Genomic DNA, 17,308 nt, shown 5'->3' on the forward strand with positions numbered 1-17,308 from the left:
ATCAGATTATAGCATTTTTCGTTTTTTGAACAGTTTTTTTTAAAATCTTGCTTATTTACTTAATGATGATTCGCGCACAATAAGTTCTGCATTGACCATAACTTTTTGAACAGTTTCTGTCACGTCTTTTTTCTTCAAAAGAGGAAGCATGATTTCCATTAATTTTGTACTTATATCATTTAATGGCTGGGAAACAGATGTAATAGTCGGGCTGTATATTTTATACATATCATTATCATCGAATGAAATTATCCCAAGATCATGTATTAAAGACGGATTATTTTCCTTAAAAATTTCCAGTCCCGTCTGAGTCAGATAGTTGGTTGCAAAAAACACAGCATCTAAATCTGTCCCGGCATCAAAAAAATTTTTAATGTGTTCTTTGCCTTTTCCTTTATACACCTCATCATAAGGAATTTCCAGTGTGTGGGGTTTTAACCCATTTTCATTTATTGCTTTAAGATATCCGCAAAGACGGCCCTCCATCTGACTCTGATTTGGGGCAATCGTAACAAAACCAATGTTTTTAAACTGATTATCAATCAAATGCTGTGTCGCATCAAAAGACGCCTTTTCATTATCAACAACAACACTATTGCAATCCAGTCCCTCAAAAAACCTGTCTAATAACACAACGGGTATATTGTCTTTTATTAAATTTTCAATTGTATCTTTTATACCCGGCGATGGAACGATAACGAATCCGTCAACCTGACGAAAATTGAATAATGTTATGAGCTCATTTGATTTCTCATCATCATTCTCATTACTGCAAAAAATAACTTTATATCCTTTATCGTAAGCAATGTCTTCAAAAATACGAGCTAATTTGGCAAAGAAATTATTTGAAATATCTTCGACCATAAAAACTAAAATTTTTGATTTACCTGTACGCAGACTCTGCGCAATTTGATTGGGCTTATAATTAATCAATTTCGCATAATCTAAAACCTTTTTAGTAAGCTCTTTAGAAATGTGTTTTTCTTTTGCTTTACCATTCAAAACAAATGATACTGTTGTAACAGATATTTTTAATTCGTCAGCAATATTTCTAATAGAAACAGGTTTCTTTTTCATTTAAGAATCTTTTTAACTTTTAACCACAAATTTGGCTCAAATATAGTAAAGTTATACTTTATTGTTAAAATCTAATTTAGTGGAATTTAAAGATTTATAAAAACTCCTGCTCAACCTCAAAGTGTATTAACTTAAAGAACAAACTAATTCTAGCGGCCAAAATCATCCTGAAGCCGCACTATATCATTTTCATCTGAAGGATTATTTTCATCTGTGTGCTGCCAGATTTCTGCAATAACACCCCATGAATCCAAACCAATCAAACGATGACGTTCTTCCTTATCCATTTGAATAAAATCGCCGTTATTCAGGGTTTTTAATTCTCCTTCAACATCAGTATCGCTAATTTTTACTCCAACAGGTCCTGTAACAACTTTCCAGATTTCTGATCTTCTGAAATGATATTGCCACGAAAGTCTGCTATCAGGAGCTACAACTAAAATTTTTGGGCTTAATTTATTTGTGATTTTAACCTCATCTAGTTTTAAATGCGAAAAAAACAACGCAATAAAGTCATTTGCCTGAGTTTCATCAATTACAAAAAAGCCTCCCCATGGCCTGGTTTGATCTTCATTTATAATATTGAAATTGTATTTTTGGATTTCATTTCTAATTTTTTCAAATACTGTTGCTTTACTATCTTGCTTTGAGACTTCTATATTCATTGTATACTTTTATAATAATTAATTTAATTTTAAAAAGCTGGCAGTTCTGCTTTTATCTTTTCCCAAAAAACCTCATTAAAAAGATAGCTTGAACCAATAATACTCGTTTCTTCAGTATTTTCAATAATACGTATTGCTAAATCAATATTATTATTTTTAAAATTCACTTTTAGTTTAGGCAAAAATAAACGGTGAGATTTTGCAATATTTCCTCCAATTACTAATAAATCGGCATCAAAATCAAGAAGATACGGAGATAAAAAAGTACTTAAATTATCCGCAAAGTCATCAAATATTTTTGCTGTTGAATAATTTTTGATACTGGTAATTTCTTTCACTCCGTCTGTCAATTTTTCTCCGCTTATACTTTCATATTCACTTGAAAACCATCTGGTTGAAAAATAACTATCTGCAATACTGTCTTTAAATTGCTTATCCCATAAACATCCATTGTCTGGCACATTACTTCCTTGTGTTACAGGCAGCTTATGATCTAAAAATGCAGCTCCAAATCCGGTTCCCAAAGTAATTGCTACCACCTTATTATTCCCCTTAGATTCTGGTTTAAGAGCTCCACCGACTCCAAAGCAGCTGGCATCGTTCAAAAACCTAAAACTTACCTCTTTTGTGCATAAATATTTCCGCAGTTCATCTGACACCGAAACATTATATAATGATTCATATTTATCATTACCTGTAAACATAGCTACTCCCGTTTGATACTGAAACGGACCTGGCATGGAAAAAGCGATTCTGATGTTTTCACCTGAAAAAATCATTCCGTTTTTCTCAAGTACCTTAATGGTTTGATTAATTACAAGTGCCCATTTTTGAATTATTATTTCTTTTGATGCTTTAGAATCTACAGATCCGCTAAAATATGTATCCGGGATTATTTTTAAATCATCATTGTTTACAGCTGCACTGCTAATATGGCTCCCACCTATATCGATACCTATTGTTATTGACATTTTTAATCGTTTTAATTATTTTAACTTACAATCAATTATTGAATTGACTATACTTTTTATTCTATTTATATTCAGTTAAAGCTTGTTTTTTAGATTAAAATAATATCCAAACCTAAAAAGAAAGACTTTCGCCATTTGATACTATATTGTCAAAAAACAATACTATTCTCGTATATAATTCTATTCTTGATTTATTCTTTTAGTACTCCAGAAATATTCTTTTGTAAAATTGATTCATAACAGCATATCTGATTTCATTACTATGCCAATGATCTGCTGATAACCCATCTTTTCGTACAAGAAAAACAATCCATATGGTTCAACTACATATAGATTAGTAGCCTTCTTATCAATTAGGTTAAGCCTTTCCATCTGAGAAATTAACACAAAAACATCACAAACGAGAAGTTAAAAAAGCTTGATATTCATCTGGAATCATGAATTGATGTATAATAAAAATTCTGATTGTATTGAAAAATTGAAATATGATTCAAAATATTACTTGCTTTTTTTAACGGATATGACAATCTCTTTATATACTAAGTATAACAAAATCAATAAAATAAATAGTTTGAAATCGTATTACTTATTGTCATAAACGAATAATAAGCAGGCAAATATACTAAAACGATTTAGTATTCAAAATATTTCAATTAATATTTTAAAATATTAATCGTTTTTTAAATTCTCAACTGATTTACAGCTAATGCGCAATTACACACAAGTATCTAATATTTTATAATTAATGAATCCCTATAGATATCAGGCGATAACCAATGAGTCAACTTATTAAAAATCTATCTGAAATTTCTTTACAAAAAAAAGCATTCATGTCGCTTCATAATCATTGATTTAACTCATAAATGCTAATCATTTTTTGTTAAAATAAATTTTTTTTTTCACAATGTTAAATTACTCACAATTACAAGTAAATACTGTTGAAGCCCTACAAACATCGCGTTTAACGTATTTTTAAAATATTAACATATAGATTATTGAATTAATATTTAATTGATATTAAAAAAACACATATAAAAAAAAACAGGATAGTGCAGGATAGAATTAGCAGCATAACCTTTTAGGTTTGACATATCTATATTTTACTAAAAAAAAGTTAAAACCAATCGTCCTCATTATTTTAAATTAACCAGAATGAAGAAAAAAATACACCAACTACTTGCCTTTTCATTTCTAATCCTGCTATCGAGTTGCAGCAAGGATGCTTATGATGATTATTATGGCCGACCAGATACCTTAGAGCCGCCTATTTACCAACAGTTGGAAGCACGTGGCAATTTTAAAAATCTTCTGGTTTTAATTGAAAAAGCGGGATACAAGGATATCTTAGGCAAAGCCGGTTATTGGACTATGATGGCTCCTAATGACGAGGCTTTTACTAAATATTTTCAGCAGCAAAGCATTACAGATGTAAATAAAATTGACGCAGAAACTGCTGGTAAAATTGTTCGTTATGCACTTATATACAATGCTTTCCGTACAGAACAACTTTCAGACTACCAGTCCGGAACGGGATGGATTCCAGACAATGCTTTTAGAAGAAGAACAGCTTTTTATGATGGGTTCATTACCAAAACAATTAATGGACAATCTAAAGTGATTGTCAGTGCCAATCGTAATGGGGGTTATGCAATTGGAGATAATAATAATAAATATATCAGTTACTTTACAGATGAGTATTTCGCATCAAAGAGTTTAAGTGCTGTCGATTTTAATTATTTCTATCCGAATGCGAAATACTCCGGATTTAATGTACTAGATTCTAAAGTTACCCAAGCCGACATTATTGCTGAAAACGGAATCATACATGAGATTGACAAAGTAAATCTGCCGTTACCTACACTTGAGCAATATTTAGAACAAAACCCAAAATATAGTAAGTTTCGTGAATTACTGGAAGATCACGGGCTGGTTTCTTACTTTTTTAGTCAGGAAGTTACAAACACATATCGTAATTACAGTGGAAAATCAGATGATGTTTACATTAAATTTTACGATCCTTCTCTATCTTTTTCTCCTAACAATGAAAACTATTTGAAACAGGCTGATAATGATGGCCAAAGTGATTTGTACACCCTGTTAGTCCCTGAAAATGAACCTCTACAAGAATTTATAGACAAGGTATTACTCAAAAATTATTCTTCTCTGAATGTACTTCCTCTATACATCTTTCGTGATTTTATTAATGCCCACATGGTCCAAAATGCTGTCTGGCCATCTAAGGGTCCGAGCAACAGTAATGCTTTAAATGAGAATTTAAGATTTGATTTTAACAGTGATATTGCTGAGGCTAAAATTTTAAGCAACGGATTCTTTTATGGCACTAAAAAAATTCAAAAATCGAATTTGTTTTACAGTGTTTATACCTCGGCATATTTAGATCCGAAATTCACCATGGCTACAAGATTAATGAATGATGGATCGGGACTGAAGGAAATGATTAGCAATATTAGTACAAGATATACCCTTTTCTTACCATCAGATGCTAAACTTATGGAGATGGGATTTGGATATAATGCTACACTTTCATCATGGACCTATATTAATCCCGCAGTTGGAGGTTCTTCAATTGCAAGTGGTCTGGCAAGGGCCCGTTTATTACGCATTTTGTATAATGGAATAGTACTAACTCCAAACGGTGAATTAGATGATTTGTCGGGTTCAGGAATTATTCGCACAGGCGATATGGATCTTCCTGGCGAATATATCAAATGGAAGAACAATAAACTATATGCCGCCGGAAATGAAGTAACAGGTGGTGTACCAGTTGGAATAATCGGTCACGAAGACCAGCAAAATGGCCGAACTTATTATGTAGATAATTTACTTCAATATAGTGAGGAAATGCAGGGATTAAAAATAAAACGCTTATCGGAAACGGCTAATTCTGAATATCTTTCTTTTTTTAATTACCTTAAAAATTCTTCTTTATATGACGCTGTTACGGGTAAAATCCAAGGCGTTGAATTAGGTACTTCTTACACTTTTGTAATCCCAAATAATGCTGCAATTGCAAAAGCAATTACTAAAGATGTTTTACCTCCATCTGTTACCCCATCTTCTCAATATGATAAGGACAGGATTGCAAATTTTATCCGTGCGCACATCTTAGTAAACAAAATAGCTTCTGATGACGGATTAACAACCGGTGAGTTTGAAACGCTAAGAAAGGATGATTTTGGTGAAAAAACCTATGTATTAGTTCAAAGTACTCCAGGGACTTTATCTTTCAGGGATTCGTATTTAAACCTGGCACACTACATATCCAACCAAAGCAACAACCTGGCAGACAGATCTTTAATTCATTTAGTAGATAACTATCTTACATATCAACAATAAAATGAGACAAAAAATTACAAATATATTTTACAGTTTTACTTTTGCCTTAGTTTTACTGACTGCTTTTCCAGCTTTGGCACAACAAGGAAATAAAACTTTTTTAGTTCGTGGTCAGGTTATCGACTCAAGTGATAAACTAAGTATCCCAGGAGCAACAATTGCAGAACAAGATTCTGAAAACCGTACTGTTTCTGGTGCCATAACAGATATCGATGGAAATTTTGCCATACGTGTAAAAGATCCAAATAATAAATTGTTTATTTCTACCATAGGATATAAATCTCAGCGCATCGAAATTAAAGGCAGGGAATCAATTAAAATTGCACTTGTTTCTACTGTAGAATCATTAACCGAGGTAGTGGTTACCAATACAAAAAAAGCTGATAACGGTTTAATGAAAATTGATGACAGAAACAGGACTACCAGTTCAGTTTCGATAAATGCTGCCGACTTAGCTTATACTCAGGCACCTACTATTGATGAAGCTTTACAGGGACGTCTGGCCGGGGTGGACATTACATCTACCAGTGGTGATCCGGGAGCAGGGATGCAAATCAGGATAAGGGGAACTTCTTCTATTTCCGGCTCCTCAGACCCCTTGATTGTAGTTGATGGTATGCCATATGAAACAGCGGTACCGGATGATTTTAATTTTGGAACAGCAGATTCAGAAAGTTATTCTGCTTTATTAAACATTGCCCCTACAGATATTGAAAGTATCACGGTTTTGAAAGATGCTGCTGCTACCGCAATGTGGGGGTCACGTGCTGCCAGCGGGGTTTTATTAATCACGACTAAACGCGGAGGAGTGAGTTCCCCTAAAATTTCTTACACCTATAAGTCAACTTATTCAAAATTACCTTCTACTATTCCGATGTTAAGTGGTGACCAGTACTCTCAGCTGATTCCTGAAGCTGTTATGAACAGAAACGGAATTCCATTGAATACGTGGCTTGTTAAAGAATTTCAATATGATCCTATAGATGTTTACAACTATAAAAATTATGGACAAAACACAGACTGGGTAGGTGCTATTTCACAAACAGGTTTAACACATGAACACAATCTTTCTTTACAGGGTGGAGGAGAAAAAGCACGCTATTTTAGTTCTGTTGGTTACTACAAACAAAAAGGGGTAACCGTAGGAACGGGGCTGGAAAGATTAAATGCCAGATTAAATTTGGATTATATCGTTTCTGACCGAATTAAATTCAGAACCGATATCGCTTATACTCATACTAAAACGCAGCGCAACTATGTAAACAGTTTTGATGATAAGGATGGCGACCGTTTACGCGCTGTTGCTTTCACTAAAATGCCAAATATGAGTATTTATGAATATGATGAAATGGGAAATCTTACACCAAATTATTTTTCTCCGGCGTTTAACATTCAGGGAACTTATTCTGGCACATATAATCCGCTTGCAATGGCTGAATATGCTATGAACGATCAGGTGCAGGATCGTATAACACCGCATTTTAATGTAAATGTTGATATTATCCCTAAAATATTCATCTCCACTTTTGATTTACAATTTGATTATAAAAGCACAAAATCGAAAGCATTTCTGCCACAAAATGCAACAGGACGTCCTTTTACTGAAACAGCAGTAAACAGAGCCTCAGATGCAGATAGTGACGAGTCTAATATTGTAACTAAAACAAACTTTATCTGGACACCAAATATTGGAGAAAAACAAACTTTACAAACCTTATTATCATTGCAGACCAATGATTTTATGTACACAACTCACAGATCAATGACCTCTAATACGGCTTCACCTGTATTAACAGACCCATCGGTTCCTTCAAGAACGCAAAACTCTGATCTATTTTTATATACTAGTAATGGTCAGGCCAGAACTGTAGGTGCATTAATGAGCGTACAATACGGTTTACTGGATCGTTACATTCTTAATGTCGGTGTACGTGGAGACGGAAGTTCTAAATTTGGCCCGGAAAACAGATATGGTTTTTTCCCTTCTATATCAGGTCGCTGGAGAGTTTCAGGAGAATCATTCATGAGAAACATTTCATTTCTTGACGATTTGAGTATCAGGGCGAGTTACGGAGAATCAGGAAGAGCCCCAAAAGCTGATTATACTTATTTCAACACTTATTCTAACTACACTACTCAATATTTAGGACTTAATGGGGTTTTCCCTTCTAATATTGAATTGAGTAATTTACGCTGGGAGACACTACAAGGTACTAACTTAGGTTTTAACCTTCAATTATTTAAAAGCCGTATTACTTTAGATGTCGATTTGTATAAAAATGTTACTAAAGACCTTATTTTCGATAACCTTCAGTTAAGCAGTATTTCTGGGTATAATAGTGTGGATCAGAACGTAGGTACACTACAAAACAAAGGATTCGAAATAGCGCTTAACACTACTCCCCTAAAATCTAATAAATGGAAAATTGATTTCAATTTCAATGTTTCAAGTAATGAAAACACAGTTACGGAAATCTCTGAATATTATCCAAGTGAAAGTGGAAATACTGACAGAAACGGAGAATACAAGCGATTCCTTCAGGTGGGCAATCCTTTTGGGTCATTTTACGGTTACCGCTTTAAAGGAGTCTATACCGATCTCAATGCAACAAAAGCTAAAGATGCCAATGGTAACACTATTGTTGGCCCTAATGGTCAGGACGTCTTTATGCGTTTCAATTATCCTATTACTGATTATGTTTTCCAGCCCGGAGATGCTATGTACGAGGACGTAAACCATGATGGAAATATCGACAGCCGTGATGTTGTTTATTTAGGAAATAGTAATCCTAAATTCTCAGGTGGTTTTGGACCTACAGTATCTTTTAATAATCAATTCAGGCTATTACTTTATTTCACATACAGAGTGGGTTATGAAGTAGTAAATGAAGCTGACATGAAAACTACTAACATGTACGGGTACAGTAACCAAAGCACGGCCGTTTTATCAAGATGGCGCAATCCGGGTGATGTAACCGATATGCCAAGAGCAGTTTATGGTGCAGGATACAACTGGTTAGGTTCAGACCGTTATGTTGAAGATGCCTCATTTGCCCGCCTTCGTTCGGTCACTTTTAGTTATACTTTCGGTAAGAATTTAATAAAAAAATTAAGACTGGGTGACTTAAACTGCTACATAACGGCTGACAATTTAATCACTTTTACTAAGTATAGAGGTCAGGATCCTGAAGTAAGTATGAAGTCCGGAGATCCTTTCGCTATTGCAAGGGATAATTCCAGTACGCCGCCAACAAAACGTATTACAGTAGGAGCTTCAGTTCGTTTCTAATAATAAAATTTGAATTATGCAAACTAAAATAAAAACCATTCTCGCCATCTTCACCCTCTTTATCTCTGCATCATCCTGCGATGATTACTTAGATTTACGCCCACAGGACGGAATTATCCGCGAAGAATTTTGGAAAACCAAAGAAGACATTCAGGGAGCTGTAATAGGTATGTATTCTTCTCTTTTAAACTCGCCTCCTGGTGTAAGTGATCTCCCTATGTCTCAGTATTTATTCATGCATGGAGAATTAAGAGGAGATATGATTGCCCCGGGCCCAAATGTTACTGAAGATCAAAGAGATATTATGTACTCGAACATTATGGCATCCAATGATTTGACTAACTGGGCTATCTTTTACAGAACTATTAATTATTGTAATACTATAATAGATCTTGCACCTACTGTTCTAAAAAATGATCCAACATTAACTCAGGTTCAGCTCAATCATTTTCTTTCTGAAGCTTTGGCAATAAGAGCCTACTTGTATTTTACACTGGCACGAACTTTTAAAGATGTCCCTTTAAAATTAACAGCAACACTTACTGATGAAGATAATTTTCAATTGCCTGCTAGTCCCCAAAAAGAAGTATTTGCCCAGGTAATCAAAGACCTTAAATTAGCAGAAGGATACGCTGTTGCAGATTATGGTGATAATGCATCTAACAAAGGACGCATTACAGTTTATGCCATTAATGCAATGCTGGCAGATGTTTATCTGTGGAATGATAATTTTCAGGAAGCTTATGATGCTGCTGAAAAAATAGTTAAATCGGGTAAATTTGATTTAATTGAAGCTTCAAACAATGTATGGTTTAATACTGTTTTTGCAAAAGGAAATTCGATTGAAAGTATTTTTGAATTTCAGTATACGAAAACAAATTTAGGCCCATTTTACGGTATATTTACTTTTAGGCCACAGTTTTTGGCTTCAGCAACTGTTTTAGAAGATGTGTTTGGGGTTGACTTTGAAAATCCTGCCAATAAAGATATTCGCGGTGACCGTACTGCTTTGGTTGCCGGAACAAATGAGATTTATAAATATGTAGGTTTAGACAACGATAACAGAAAAGATTTGCAGGATGCAGATACCCATTGGTTTGTATATCGTTATGCAGATGTATTACTGCTGCAGGCTGAAGCACTAGCTGAATTGAACAGAGGATCAGAAGCCCTCGCAATTATTGATTATGTCAGGTTAAAGCATGATGCAATAGACCAGACAGCTGAGTCAATTGGTACTGATAATAAAAAAGAAGTGATTGACTACATATTAGCAGAACGTTCGCGTGAACTTGCTTTTGAGGGCAAACGCTGGTTTGATATGCTTCGTAATGCCAGAAGAAACAACTACGAAAGATTAGATATTTTAACTGATGCTGCTCTTTTAAGCGCACCTCCTGAGCAACAGCAATCGATAGTTGCAAAATTAAAAGACCCAAACAGCCACTATTTGCCTATTAATACTTACGAGCTTTATACCAATAAAAAACTTGTACAAAATCCATTTTATAAATAAAATAACAAGACATGAAAAGATTATTAAGATTACCTGGCCTCTTGAGATTTACTTTAGTGTTTTTGATTGCTTTAGTGTTTCAAAATTGCTCTGAGCAAAAAATTAAGGAAAGTACAGATGAAACTCTTAACATTACCGAATATTTAAGAGATACACCAGATTATTCTATGTTTTTAGAAGCTCTGGAGATTACCAATTATGCTTCATTTATGAATACTTATGGAACTTACACCTTGTTCCTTCCTACTAATGATGCAGTAAATGCGTATTTAAAGGATGTAGGTGCCAATTCATTAAAGGAAGTTCCTTTGGCAGATTTACAGAATGTTGTTAAACTTCACATCTTAAACCAAACAATAAATACCACATCGTTTACCGATGGAAAAATAGCCACGCCAAGTTTATATGGTCAGTTTTTAGTAACAGGTGCGACAAATAAAAATGGCCAATCCAGTATAACAGTTAATAAACAAGCCAGTATCCTTAAATCGAATGTTGAAGTTGGAAATGGCGTTATCCATGTTATTGACAAAGTATTGCGTGTTGCAGATAAAACATTAGCCAAAACTATTGAACAAGATACAAACCTTTCTTTATTTACTGAAGCATTAAAAATTACAGGGTGGTATGATGCACTTGATAAGCCTATCGATTATACAAAAAATGATATAGATAGTTATCTTACTGTTTTAGCTCAGACTAATGATGCTTTTAAAGCAGCTGGTATTAATAATATAGAAGAGTTAAAAACAAAATATAGTCATTTGCATGAGCCTTTAAATCCAAAAGACAGTCTGAATTTATTTGTAAGCTACCGTATTTTACCAAAATTACAATATTTAGCAGATGTAGCAATTTCTCCAGCTTTAGTTACTAAAGCTCCGCTTGAAGTTATCAGTGCAAAACTTGACAAGGACGTGATCCTGTTAAACGAAGAGGTTTTTAACGGCGTATTAGAAAAAGGTGTTGCTATCACAAGAGAAAAAAGTGATGTCACTGCCTCAAACGGTGTGTTGCATATTGTAGGTGCTAATTTTGCAATCAAAAAACGGTTACCGGCTCCTGTATATTTTGATTTTTGTGATCAAAATGAATTTAGGCAGCTTACATCTGTTTTTAGAATTCCTGGAGCAGCTCCTAAAACCTCTTTAGCAAAAGCATTATTTAAAGATGTTACCTGGGATTCAAACGATCCTATCACATATTTCAAAGATGCCGCTAAAGGAGGTACAGTAGGCTTTGGCTGGCATGGCGACTGTCTTGAAATTAATCGTTTCAGAGATGGAAATTGCCAGAATATCACCTTTACGACTCCAGTCATTATTAAAGGAAAATATAAATTATGGATTTCTTACAGAGGACAAGATACAAAAGTAGGCCTTGTAAAAGTATTTGTTGACGGAGTAGAAATGTCAAGACAAATCAATATGCTCGAAAACGGTAATAAATTCTCCAGTATAGAAGAAAGAGTATTAGAATCTCAGGGATACAAACGTCATATTGAGCCTTCTTCCAGTAAAATGAATTGCCGCTTAGTAGGTACAGTAGATATTACCACTACGGGAAGACATAAGCTAATGTTACAAAGTAATAATGCATTCTCAGCGCAGGCCTGGTTTGATGTGGCAGAGTTTCGCCCGGTAGATATGGATCAGTTGTATCCAAAATTTAATTCTGGCACAAGTGGTTTTGCACCAATGAAATAATCAAGAATTAATAAAAAAATCTAATTTCAAACTTAATTAAGTAAAAATGACTTTATTAAAATATATAAAACTTCTTTTTGTCATTCTCACAATCGGATTGGTTTCATGTTCCAGTCCGTGGGATGATAAAGAAGGTAATGGTGATGCAAATTTAAATGTGACACTAAATGAGGCTATCAGTACTACACCAGAAACAGCTGAATTTGGTAAATTATTAACTCAAACGGGCTATGACAAAATATTAGCAGCCTCTAAAACCTATACTGTTTTTGTACCAACAAACGAGGCTGTGAAAGCCGTTAGTACAACAATCTTAAATAATCCGGAAGCACTGAAAAAATTTGTTGAAAATCATATTGCTTTAACTTCTTATTCATCCGTAAGAAATACTGATGAAGAAAGAATCAAAATGTTAAGTGATAAATACCTAACATTCAAAGGAACCAAAGCAATAGGCGATGCAACAATAGTCACAGCAGATCATTATGCTGCCAATGGCGTATTTCATATTATCAATAAGGCGCTTGCGCCAAAACTAAACATTTGGGAATATGTTACTTCACAAGCAAGTACTTCGGCAATGAGTAATTATTTACTGAGTTTAAAAGAATTTAGTATTTACAATAGTGATGCTATTGCAAAACTGGAGGCTGCTCCGGGATTCCTTGCAGATTCCTTATCTAACTCATTTTTAAAGAATGTTTATAATCTTAATAACGAGAAGAACTCTTATACGCTTTTCTTAATGGAAAATGATGGTTTCGATGCCGAAGTAACCAAAATGAAACCGTATCTGAATAAACCCTCTGTCGATCCTGCTTTAGATTTAACTACCATTTATTCTAAATACTTTACAGTAAGAGACATGGTTTTTCCAAAAGCCTATACAAAAGATGAACTACCGCAGAAGTTGACATCCAGATTTGGTGTTGAATTTGACGTTGACAAAACACTGATTGTAGGAGAGCCAATTGTGTTAAGTAACGGTATTGTTTACATCATGAAAAAAGTAGATGTTAAATTGGAAAAACGTCTGGTTACTACCATAATTCAGGGTGAAAACAACACCGGATATTATGGAGTTAGAAGCAGAATGCTCTATCGTGATAAAAAAGGGCCAACTAGTCCGCTTTATCCAGATGGTCTTTACAATGACCTTATGGTAGAACTTCCTAATCTGGCTCAGTTTACCTTATTTTATGGAGCAAATGATATGTTTAGTACAAAATATAAAATATCCTGGAGAGCCATAAACGACAGAACAGCCAATCTTTTTGAACAAAAATTGGCCATTGGAGGATTAGTCAATCCAACTGCTACGGGATTCCCAGTTGAAAATATTACAAAAACGTTTCCTCTTGTTATTGTACCACTTAATAATTATGAAGAGGTAGAAATAGGAGAATTCGAATACACTACTGCAGGCTATAGCGGACTAATTTCCTTAATAGGAGGAACAAAAACAACTAGTGCCCTGACTCTTGATTATTTGAAATTTGAACCTCAGGTTAAATAATATTTTATAAAAAGTTAATTATGTTAAAAATTATAAAACTAACTTGCCTTGTAAGCCTCTTTTTTGCCGGTAGTCTTGAAACGCAATTATACGCCCAGGAAGTTCAGGATTCAACTGCAACAGCTCCTCAGAAAAAAATACAGGGAATTTTAGTGCAGGGTGTTGTCAAAAACGCAAAAACGAAAGCACCGCTATCAGGAATCAACATTGCTGTTGAAGGGTTTTCTGCAGCCATTACAGAAGATGACGGTAGTTTTGAAATTGATGTACCCAATTTAGGAGTACTTCTTACCATAAGTGGTCAGGATTTTCAAACTAAAGTTTATCCCATCAAAAACAGAAAAACAGGTTTAGAAATATTCTTAAATGAAACCAACTACTCTGCTACCTATCAGATAGCAAATTTGCCATCAGGAAATGTAATGCAGTATAACAATACCAATGCAGCCAGTGTTGTTGACTTCGAAAAAGATCAATGGTCCAGTTCTGTAACCGAATCTGTTGCTGGATTTCTTCAGGGCAGAGCAGCTGGACTAAACAGTGTCAGAAATTCCGGTGCCCCCAACGCTGGAAGTTATCTGGCCTTGAGAGGTTTTAATTCATTATATGGCAGTAACAGACCTTTAATTATTGTAGATGGAATGATTTATGACGATGAAGATTATGGTTCCGGAATCATACAAAACAACAGTTCTTCTCCTTTAACAAATATTGATGTTAAGGATATCGAAGACGTAACTATCATTAAAGACGGTACTTCATTATACGGGACAAAAGGAGCCAATGGTGTGATAAACATAACAACAACCAGAGCAAGCGAGTTATCAACCAAAATTGATTTCACGATGTATGGAGGTGTTAACCAAACTCCGGATGAATTACCACTTTTGGGTGCTGATGCTTATCGTACGCACATCTCTCAGCTAGAAGCAAGCCGTGGTTTGTCACAGCAGCAAATTGCTGATTTGCCTTATATGAATGACCTTGTTGGTTCTCCTGGATATTACCAATACCATAACCAGACCAATTGGCAGGACCAGGTTTTTAAATCCAGTTATAATCAAAATTATTTCCTAAAAGTTCGTGGAGGTGACGATATTGCAAAGTTTGGTTTGTCTGTTGGTTACTTGAACAGCCAGGGAATTATTACAGGCACAAATGCTAAACGTTATAGCGTTCGCTTAAATGCTGCTCTGAAATTAACCGAAAAACTAACTATAGATGCTAATCTTTCTTTTATTGACAATCAGCAAAATCAGTGGAATCAAGGTTTCGCTTATAAAACAAGTCCGCTGTATTTAGCATTGACAAAATCTCCTTTTTTAACTTATAATGATGTTAGCGATGCCGGAGAAGTTTCTCCTAATTTTGCTGATACAGACTACTTTAATGTAAGTAACCCAAATGCTATTCTGGCAAATGGATTTGCCAAAAATAATAACTATCGCTTTTTTGGTAACTTAAAATTTAACTATGCCCTAAATAAAGCATGGAATATTACTTCAATAGTTGGTTTGAATTATAATAAAGAAAGAGAATCATTTTTTCTTCCGGATATGGGAGTTGCAGATCTTATCTTGCCTACCGCTATTGGTAAAAACCAATCAGGAAGCGAAGTTCAGATTTATAATGGCCTTTATACAGACACTTTTGCGAGTTATATGAAAAACTTTTCTAATGACCATAATTTAGATGTCCGTTTCGGATTCAGGGCTCTGACCAATAAAACAGAAAGCGATTTAGGTTTAGGATACAATTCTTCTACTGATGATTTTACAAGCGTGGGTGCAGGTTCTAACTTGTTGCGCCAGGTAGGTGGAGCGTTAGGTGAATCGAACTGGATGAATATGTATGCTAATGGAAATTATAATTTCCGTAATAAATATTTTCTAACCGCAAGTTATGCTGTAGATGGTTCAAGCCGTTTTGGAGATGATGCAGCAACAGGAAAAAGTAAATATGCCTTGATGACTTCAATTTCAGGTGCATGGTTAGTATCATCAGAAAATTTCATGAAAGATATAAAAGACATCGATTATCTTAAACTCAGAATTGGTATCGGTACAAGCGGAAACGATGATATTGGTAATTATACGGCTCAAACGTATTATGTTTCTCAAAATTTATTGGGAATGCAAGGTTTGGTTCGTGGTAATATTGGAAACCCTGATTTGCAATGGGAAACCGTTTTAAAAAAGAATTTAGGTATGGATTTAGGCTTGTTCAAAGAACGTATCAATCTTTCTGTTGACTATTATTTAAATAAAACATCCAACATGATTACCTACGAAACAATCGCTGCTGAAAGCGGATTTGATTATGTAGTTACCAACGGTGGCGCAATGCGTACATATGGAACTGAACTTGCTTTGAATGCACGTGTTGTCAACACTAAAGACTTTACTTTTGACTTTGGATTTAATGTTAGCCATTATAAAAATAAAGTTGAAAGTCTGCCAAGCGGCGATATTCTTACGCAATTTGGCGGAGCTACTTACTTAACTTCTGTTGGTAAAGATGCCAATTTATTTTACGGATTAAATAGTAATGGAGTGTACAGTACAACTGCTGAAGCTAATGCTGAAGGGCTATCAAGACGTTTAACAAATGGCAGCTTAGTTCCGTTTAGTGCTGGAGACATCCGCTTTACAGATATTAACGGAGACAAAGTAATTGATGATAAAGATCGTATGGTTATCGGAAACCCGAATCCGGATGTAATAGGAAGTTTCAGTACAAACTTTACATACAAGCGATTTAGTTTACAGGCTTTGTTTAATTTCTCTGTTGGTAATGATCTTTATAATGGAGTACGTTACAATCTTGAAAAAATGAGTGGATATGAAAATCAAAGTATAGCTGTTGCAAACAGATGGAGGGCCGAAGGTCAGCAAACAGACATGCCAAAAGCAACCTGGGGAGACCCAATGGGCAATGCTGAATTTTCAGACAGATGGATTGAAGATGGTTCTTACTTACGATTGAAAACCTTAGTATTAGGATATAATATTCCAATGAGCAGCAAGTATCTCAAATTTATTCAACTGTACGCTACTGCCAACAATTTGGTTACTTTCACCAAATATCTTGGATATGATCCTGAATTTAGTGCTACTTCATCTATTTTTGGACAGGGAGCAGATATTGGTTTGGTTCCTCAGTTTACAAACTATCAGGTTGGATTACGCTTAGGACTTTAAAATTATTATTA

At 34.6% G+C, this 17,308-nt stretch carries 9 protein-coding genes; 6 read left to right on the forward strand and 3 right to left on the reverse strand.

The window, feature by feature from the left end:
* Positions 1–51: 51 nt before the first annotated feature.
* From K8B81_RS03265 to K8B81_RS03275, 3 genes are all read right to left on the reverse strand, one after another.
* Positions 52–1,077 carry a LacI family DNA-binding transcriptional regulator gene (locus K8B81_RS03265; protein WP_223678765.1) on the reverse strand — a complete coding sequence of 342 codons (1,026 nt, stop codon included), beginning with the start codon at positions 1,075–1,077 and terminating at the stop codon, positions 52–54.
* Between the two features lie 149 nt (positions 1,078–1,226).
* Positions 1,227–1,742 (reverse strand): cupin domain-containing protein, encoded by a 516-nt coding sequence (locus K8B81_RS03270; protein WP_223678766.1) that lies wholly within the window; start codon positions 1,740–1,742, stop codon positions 1,227–1,229.
* Between the two features lie 29 nt (positions 1,743–1,771).
* Positions 1,772–2,713, reverse strand: a complete 942-nt coding sequence (locus K8B81_RS03275) for an ROK family protein (protein WP_223678767.1) — start codon at positions 2,711–2,713, stop codon at positions 1,772–1,774.
* Positions 2,714–3,865: 1,152 nt separating this feature from the next.
* On the opposite strand from K8B81_RS03275, the gene K8B81_RS03280 reads away from it, so the two are divergent.
* From K8B81_RS03280 to K8B81_RS03305, 6 genes are read left to right on the forward strand one after another with little or no spacing between them, the layout of a single operon-like run.
* Positions 3,866–6,070, forward strand: coding sequence for a fasciclin domain-containing protein (locus K8B81_RS03280; protein ID WP_223678768.1), 2,205 nt, complete (start codon positions 3,866–3,868; stop codon positions 6,068–6,070).
* 1 nt (position 6,071) lies between these two features.
* Entirely contained in the window at positions 6,072–9,359 is a 3,288-nt protein-coding gene (locus K8B81_RS03285; RefSeq protein WP_223678769.1) for a SusC/RagA family TonB-linked outer membrane protein, read from the forward strand.
* A gap of 16 nt (positions 9,360–9,375) precedes the next feature.
* Positions 9,376–10,875 (forward strand): RagB/SusD family nutrient uptake outer membrane protein, encoded by a 1,500-nt coding sequence (locus tag K8B81_RS03290; RefSeq protein WP_223678770.1) that lies wholly within the window; start codon positions 9,376–9,378, stop codon positions 10,873–10,875.
* An 11-nt stretch (positions 10,876–10,886) separates the two neighbouring features.
* Positions 10,887–12,581 carry a fasciclin domain-containing protein gene (locus K8B81_RS03295; protein WP_223678771.1) on the forward strand — a complete coding sequence of 565 codons (1,695 nt, stop codon included), beginning with the start codon at positions 10,887–10,889 and terminating at the stop codon, positions 12,579–12,581.
* Between the two features lie 46 nt (positions 12,582–12,627).
* On the forward strand, positions 12,628–14,097 hold the full coding sequence (locus K8B81_RS03300) for a fasciclin domain-containing protein (RefSeq protein ID WP_223678772.1): 1,470 nt from the start codon (positions 12,628–12,630) through the stop codon (positions 14,095–14,097).
* A gap of 20 nt (positions 14,098–14,117) precedes the next feature.
* Positions 14,118–17,297 (forward strand): SusC/RagA family TonB-linked outer membrane protein, encoded by a 3,180-nt coding sequence (locus K8B81_RS03305; RefSeq protein ID WP_223678773.1) that lies wholly within the window; start codon positions 14,118–14,120, stop codon positions 17,295–17,297.
* The last annotated feature ends 11 nt before the right edge of the window (positions 17,298–17,308 follow it).

Origin of the sequence: Flavobacterium hibisci (assembly GCF_020026925.1) — a bacterium.
Classification (GTDB): Bacteria; Bacteroidota; Bacteroidia; order Flavobacteriales; family Flavobacteriaceae; genus Flavobacterium; species Flavobacterium hibisci.

Bases quoted from the DNA above. Each gene is read 5' to 3' on its own strand.
- K8B81_RS03265 (WP_223678765.1), bottom strand. From the start codon at position 1,077: ATGAAAAAGAAACCTGTTTCTATTAGAAATATTGCTGACGAATTAAAA.
- K8B81_RS03270 (WP_223678766.1), bottom strand. From the start codon at position 1,742: ATGAATATAGAAGTCTCAAAGCAAGATAGTAAAGCAACAGTATTTGAA.
- K8B81_RS03275 (WP_223678767.1), bottom strand. From the start codon at position 2,713: ATGTCAATAACAATAGGTATCGATATAGGTGGGAGCCATATTAGCAGT.
- K8B81_RS03280 (WP_223678768.1), top strand. From the start codon at position 3,866: ATGAAGAAAAAAATACACCAACTACTTGCCTTTTCATTTCTAATCCTG.
- K8B81_RS03285 (WP_223678769.1), top strand. From the start codon at position 6,072: ATGAGACAAAAAATTACAAATATATTTTACAGTTTTACTTTTGCCTTA.
- K8B81_RS03290 (WP_223678770.1), top strand. From the start codon at position 9,376: ATGCAAACTAAAATAAAAACCATTCTCGCCATCTTCACCCTCTTTATC.
- K8B81_RS03295 (WP_223678771.1), top strand. From the start codon at position 10,887: ATGAAAAGATTATTAAGATTACCTGGCCTCTTGAGATTTACTTTAGTG.
- K8B81_RS03300 (WP_223678772.1), top strand. From the start codon at position 12,628: ATGACTTTATTAAAATATATAAAACTTCTTTTTGTCATTCTCACAATC.
- K8B81_RS03305 (WP_223678773.1), top strand. From the start codon at position 14,118: ATGTTAAAAATTATAAAACTAACTTGCCTTGTAAGCCTCTTTTTTGCC.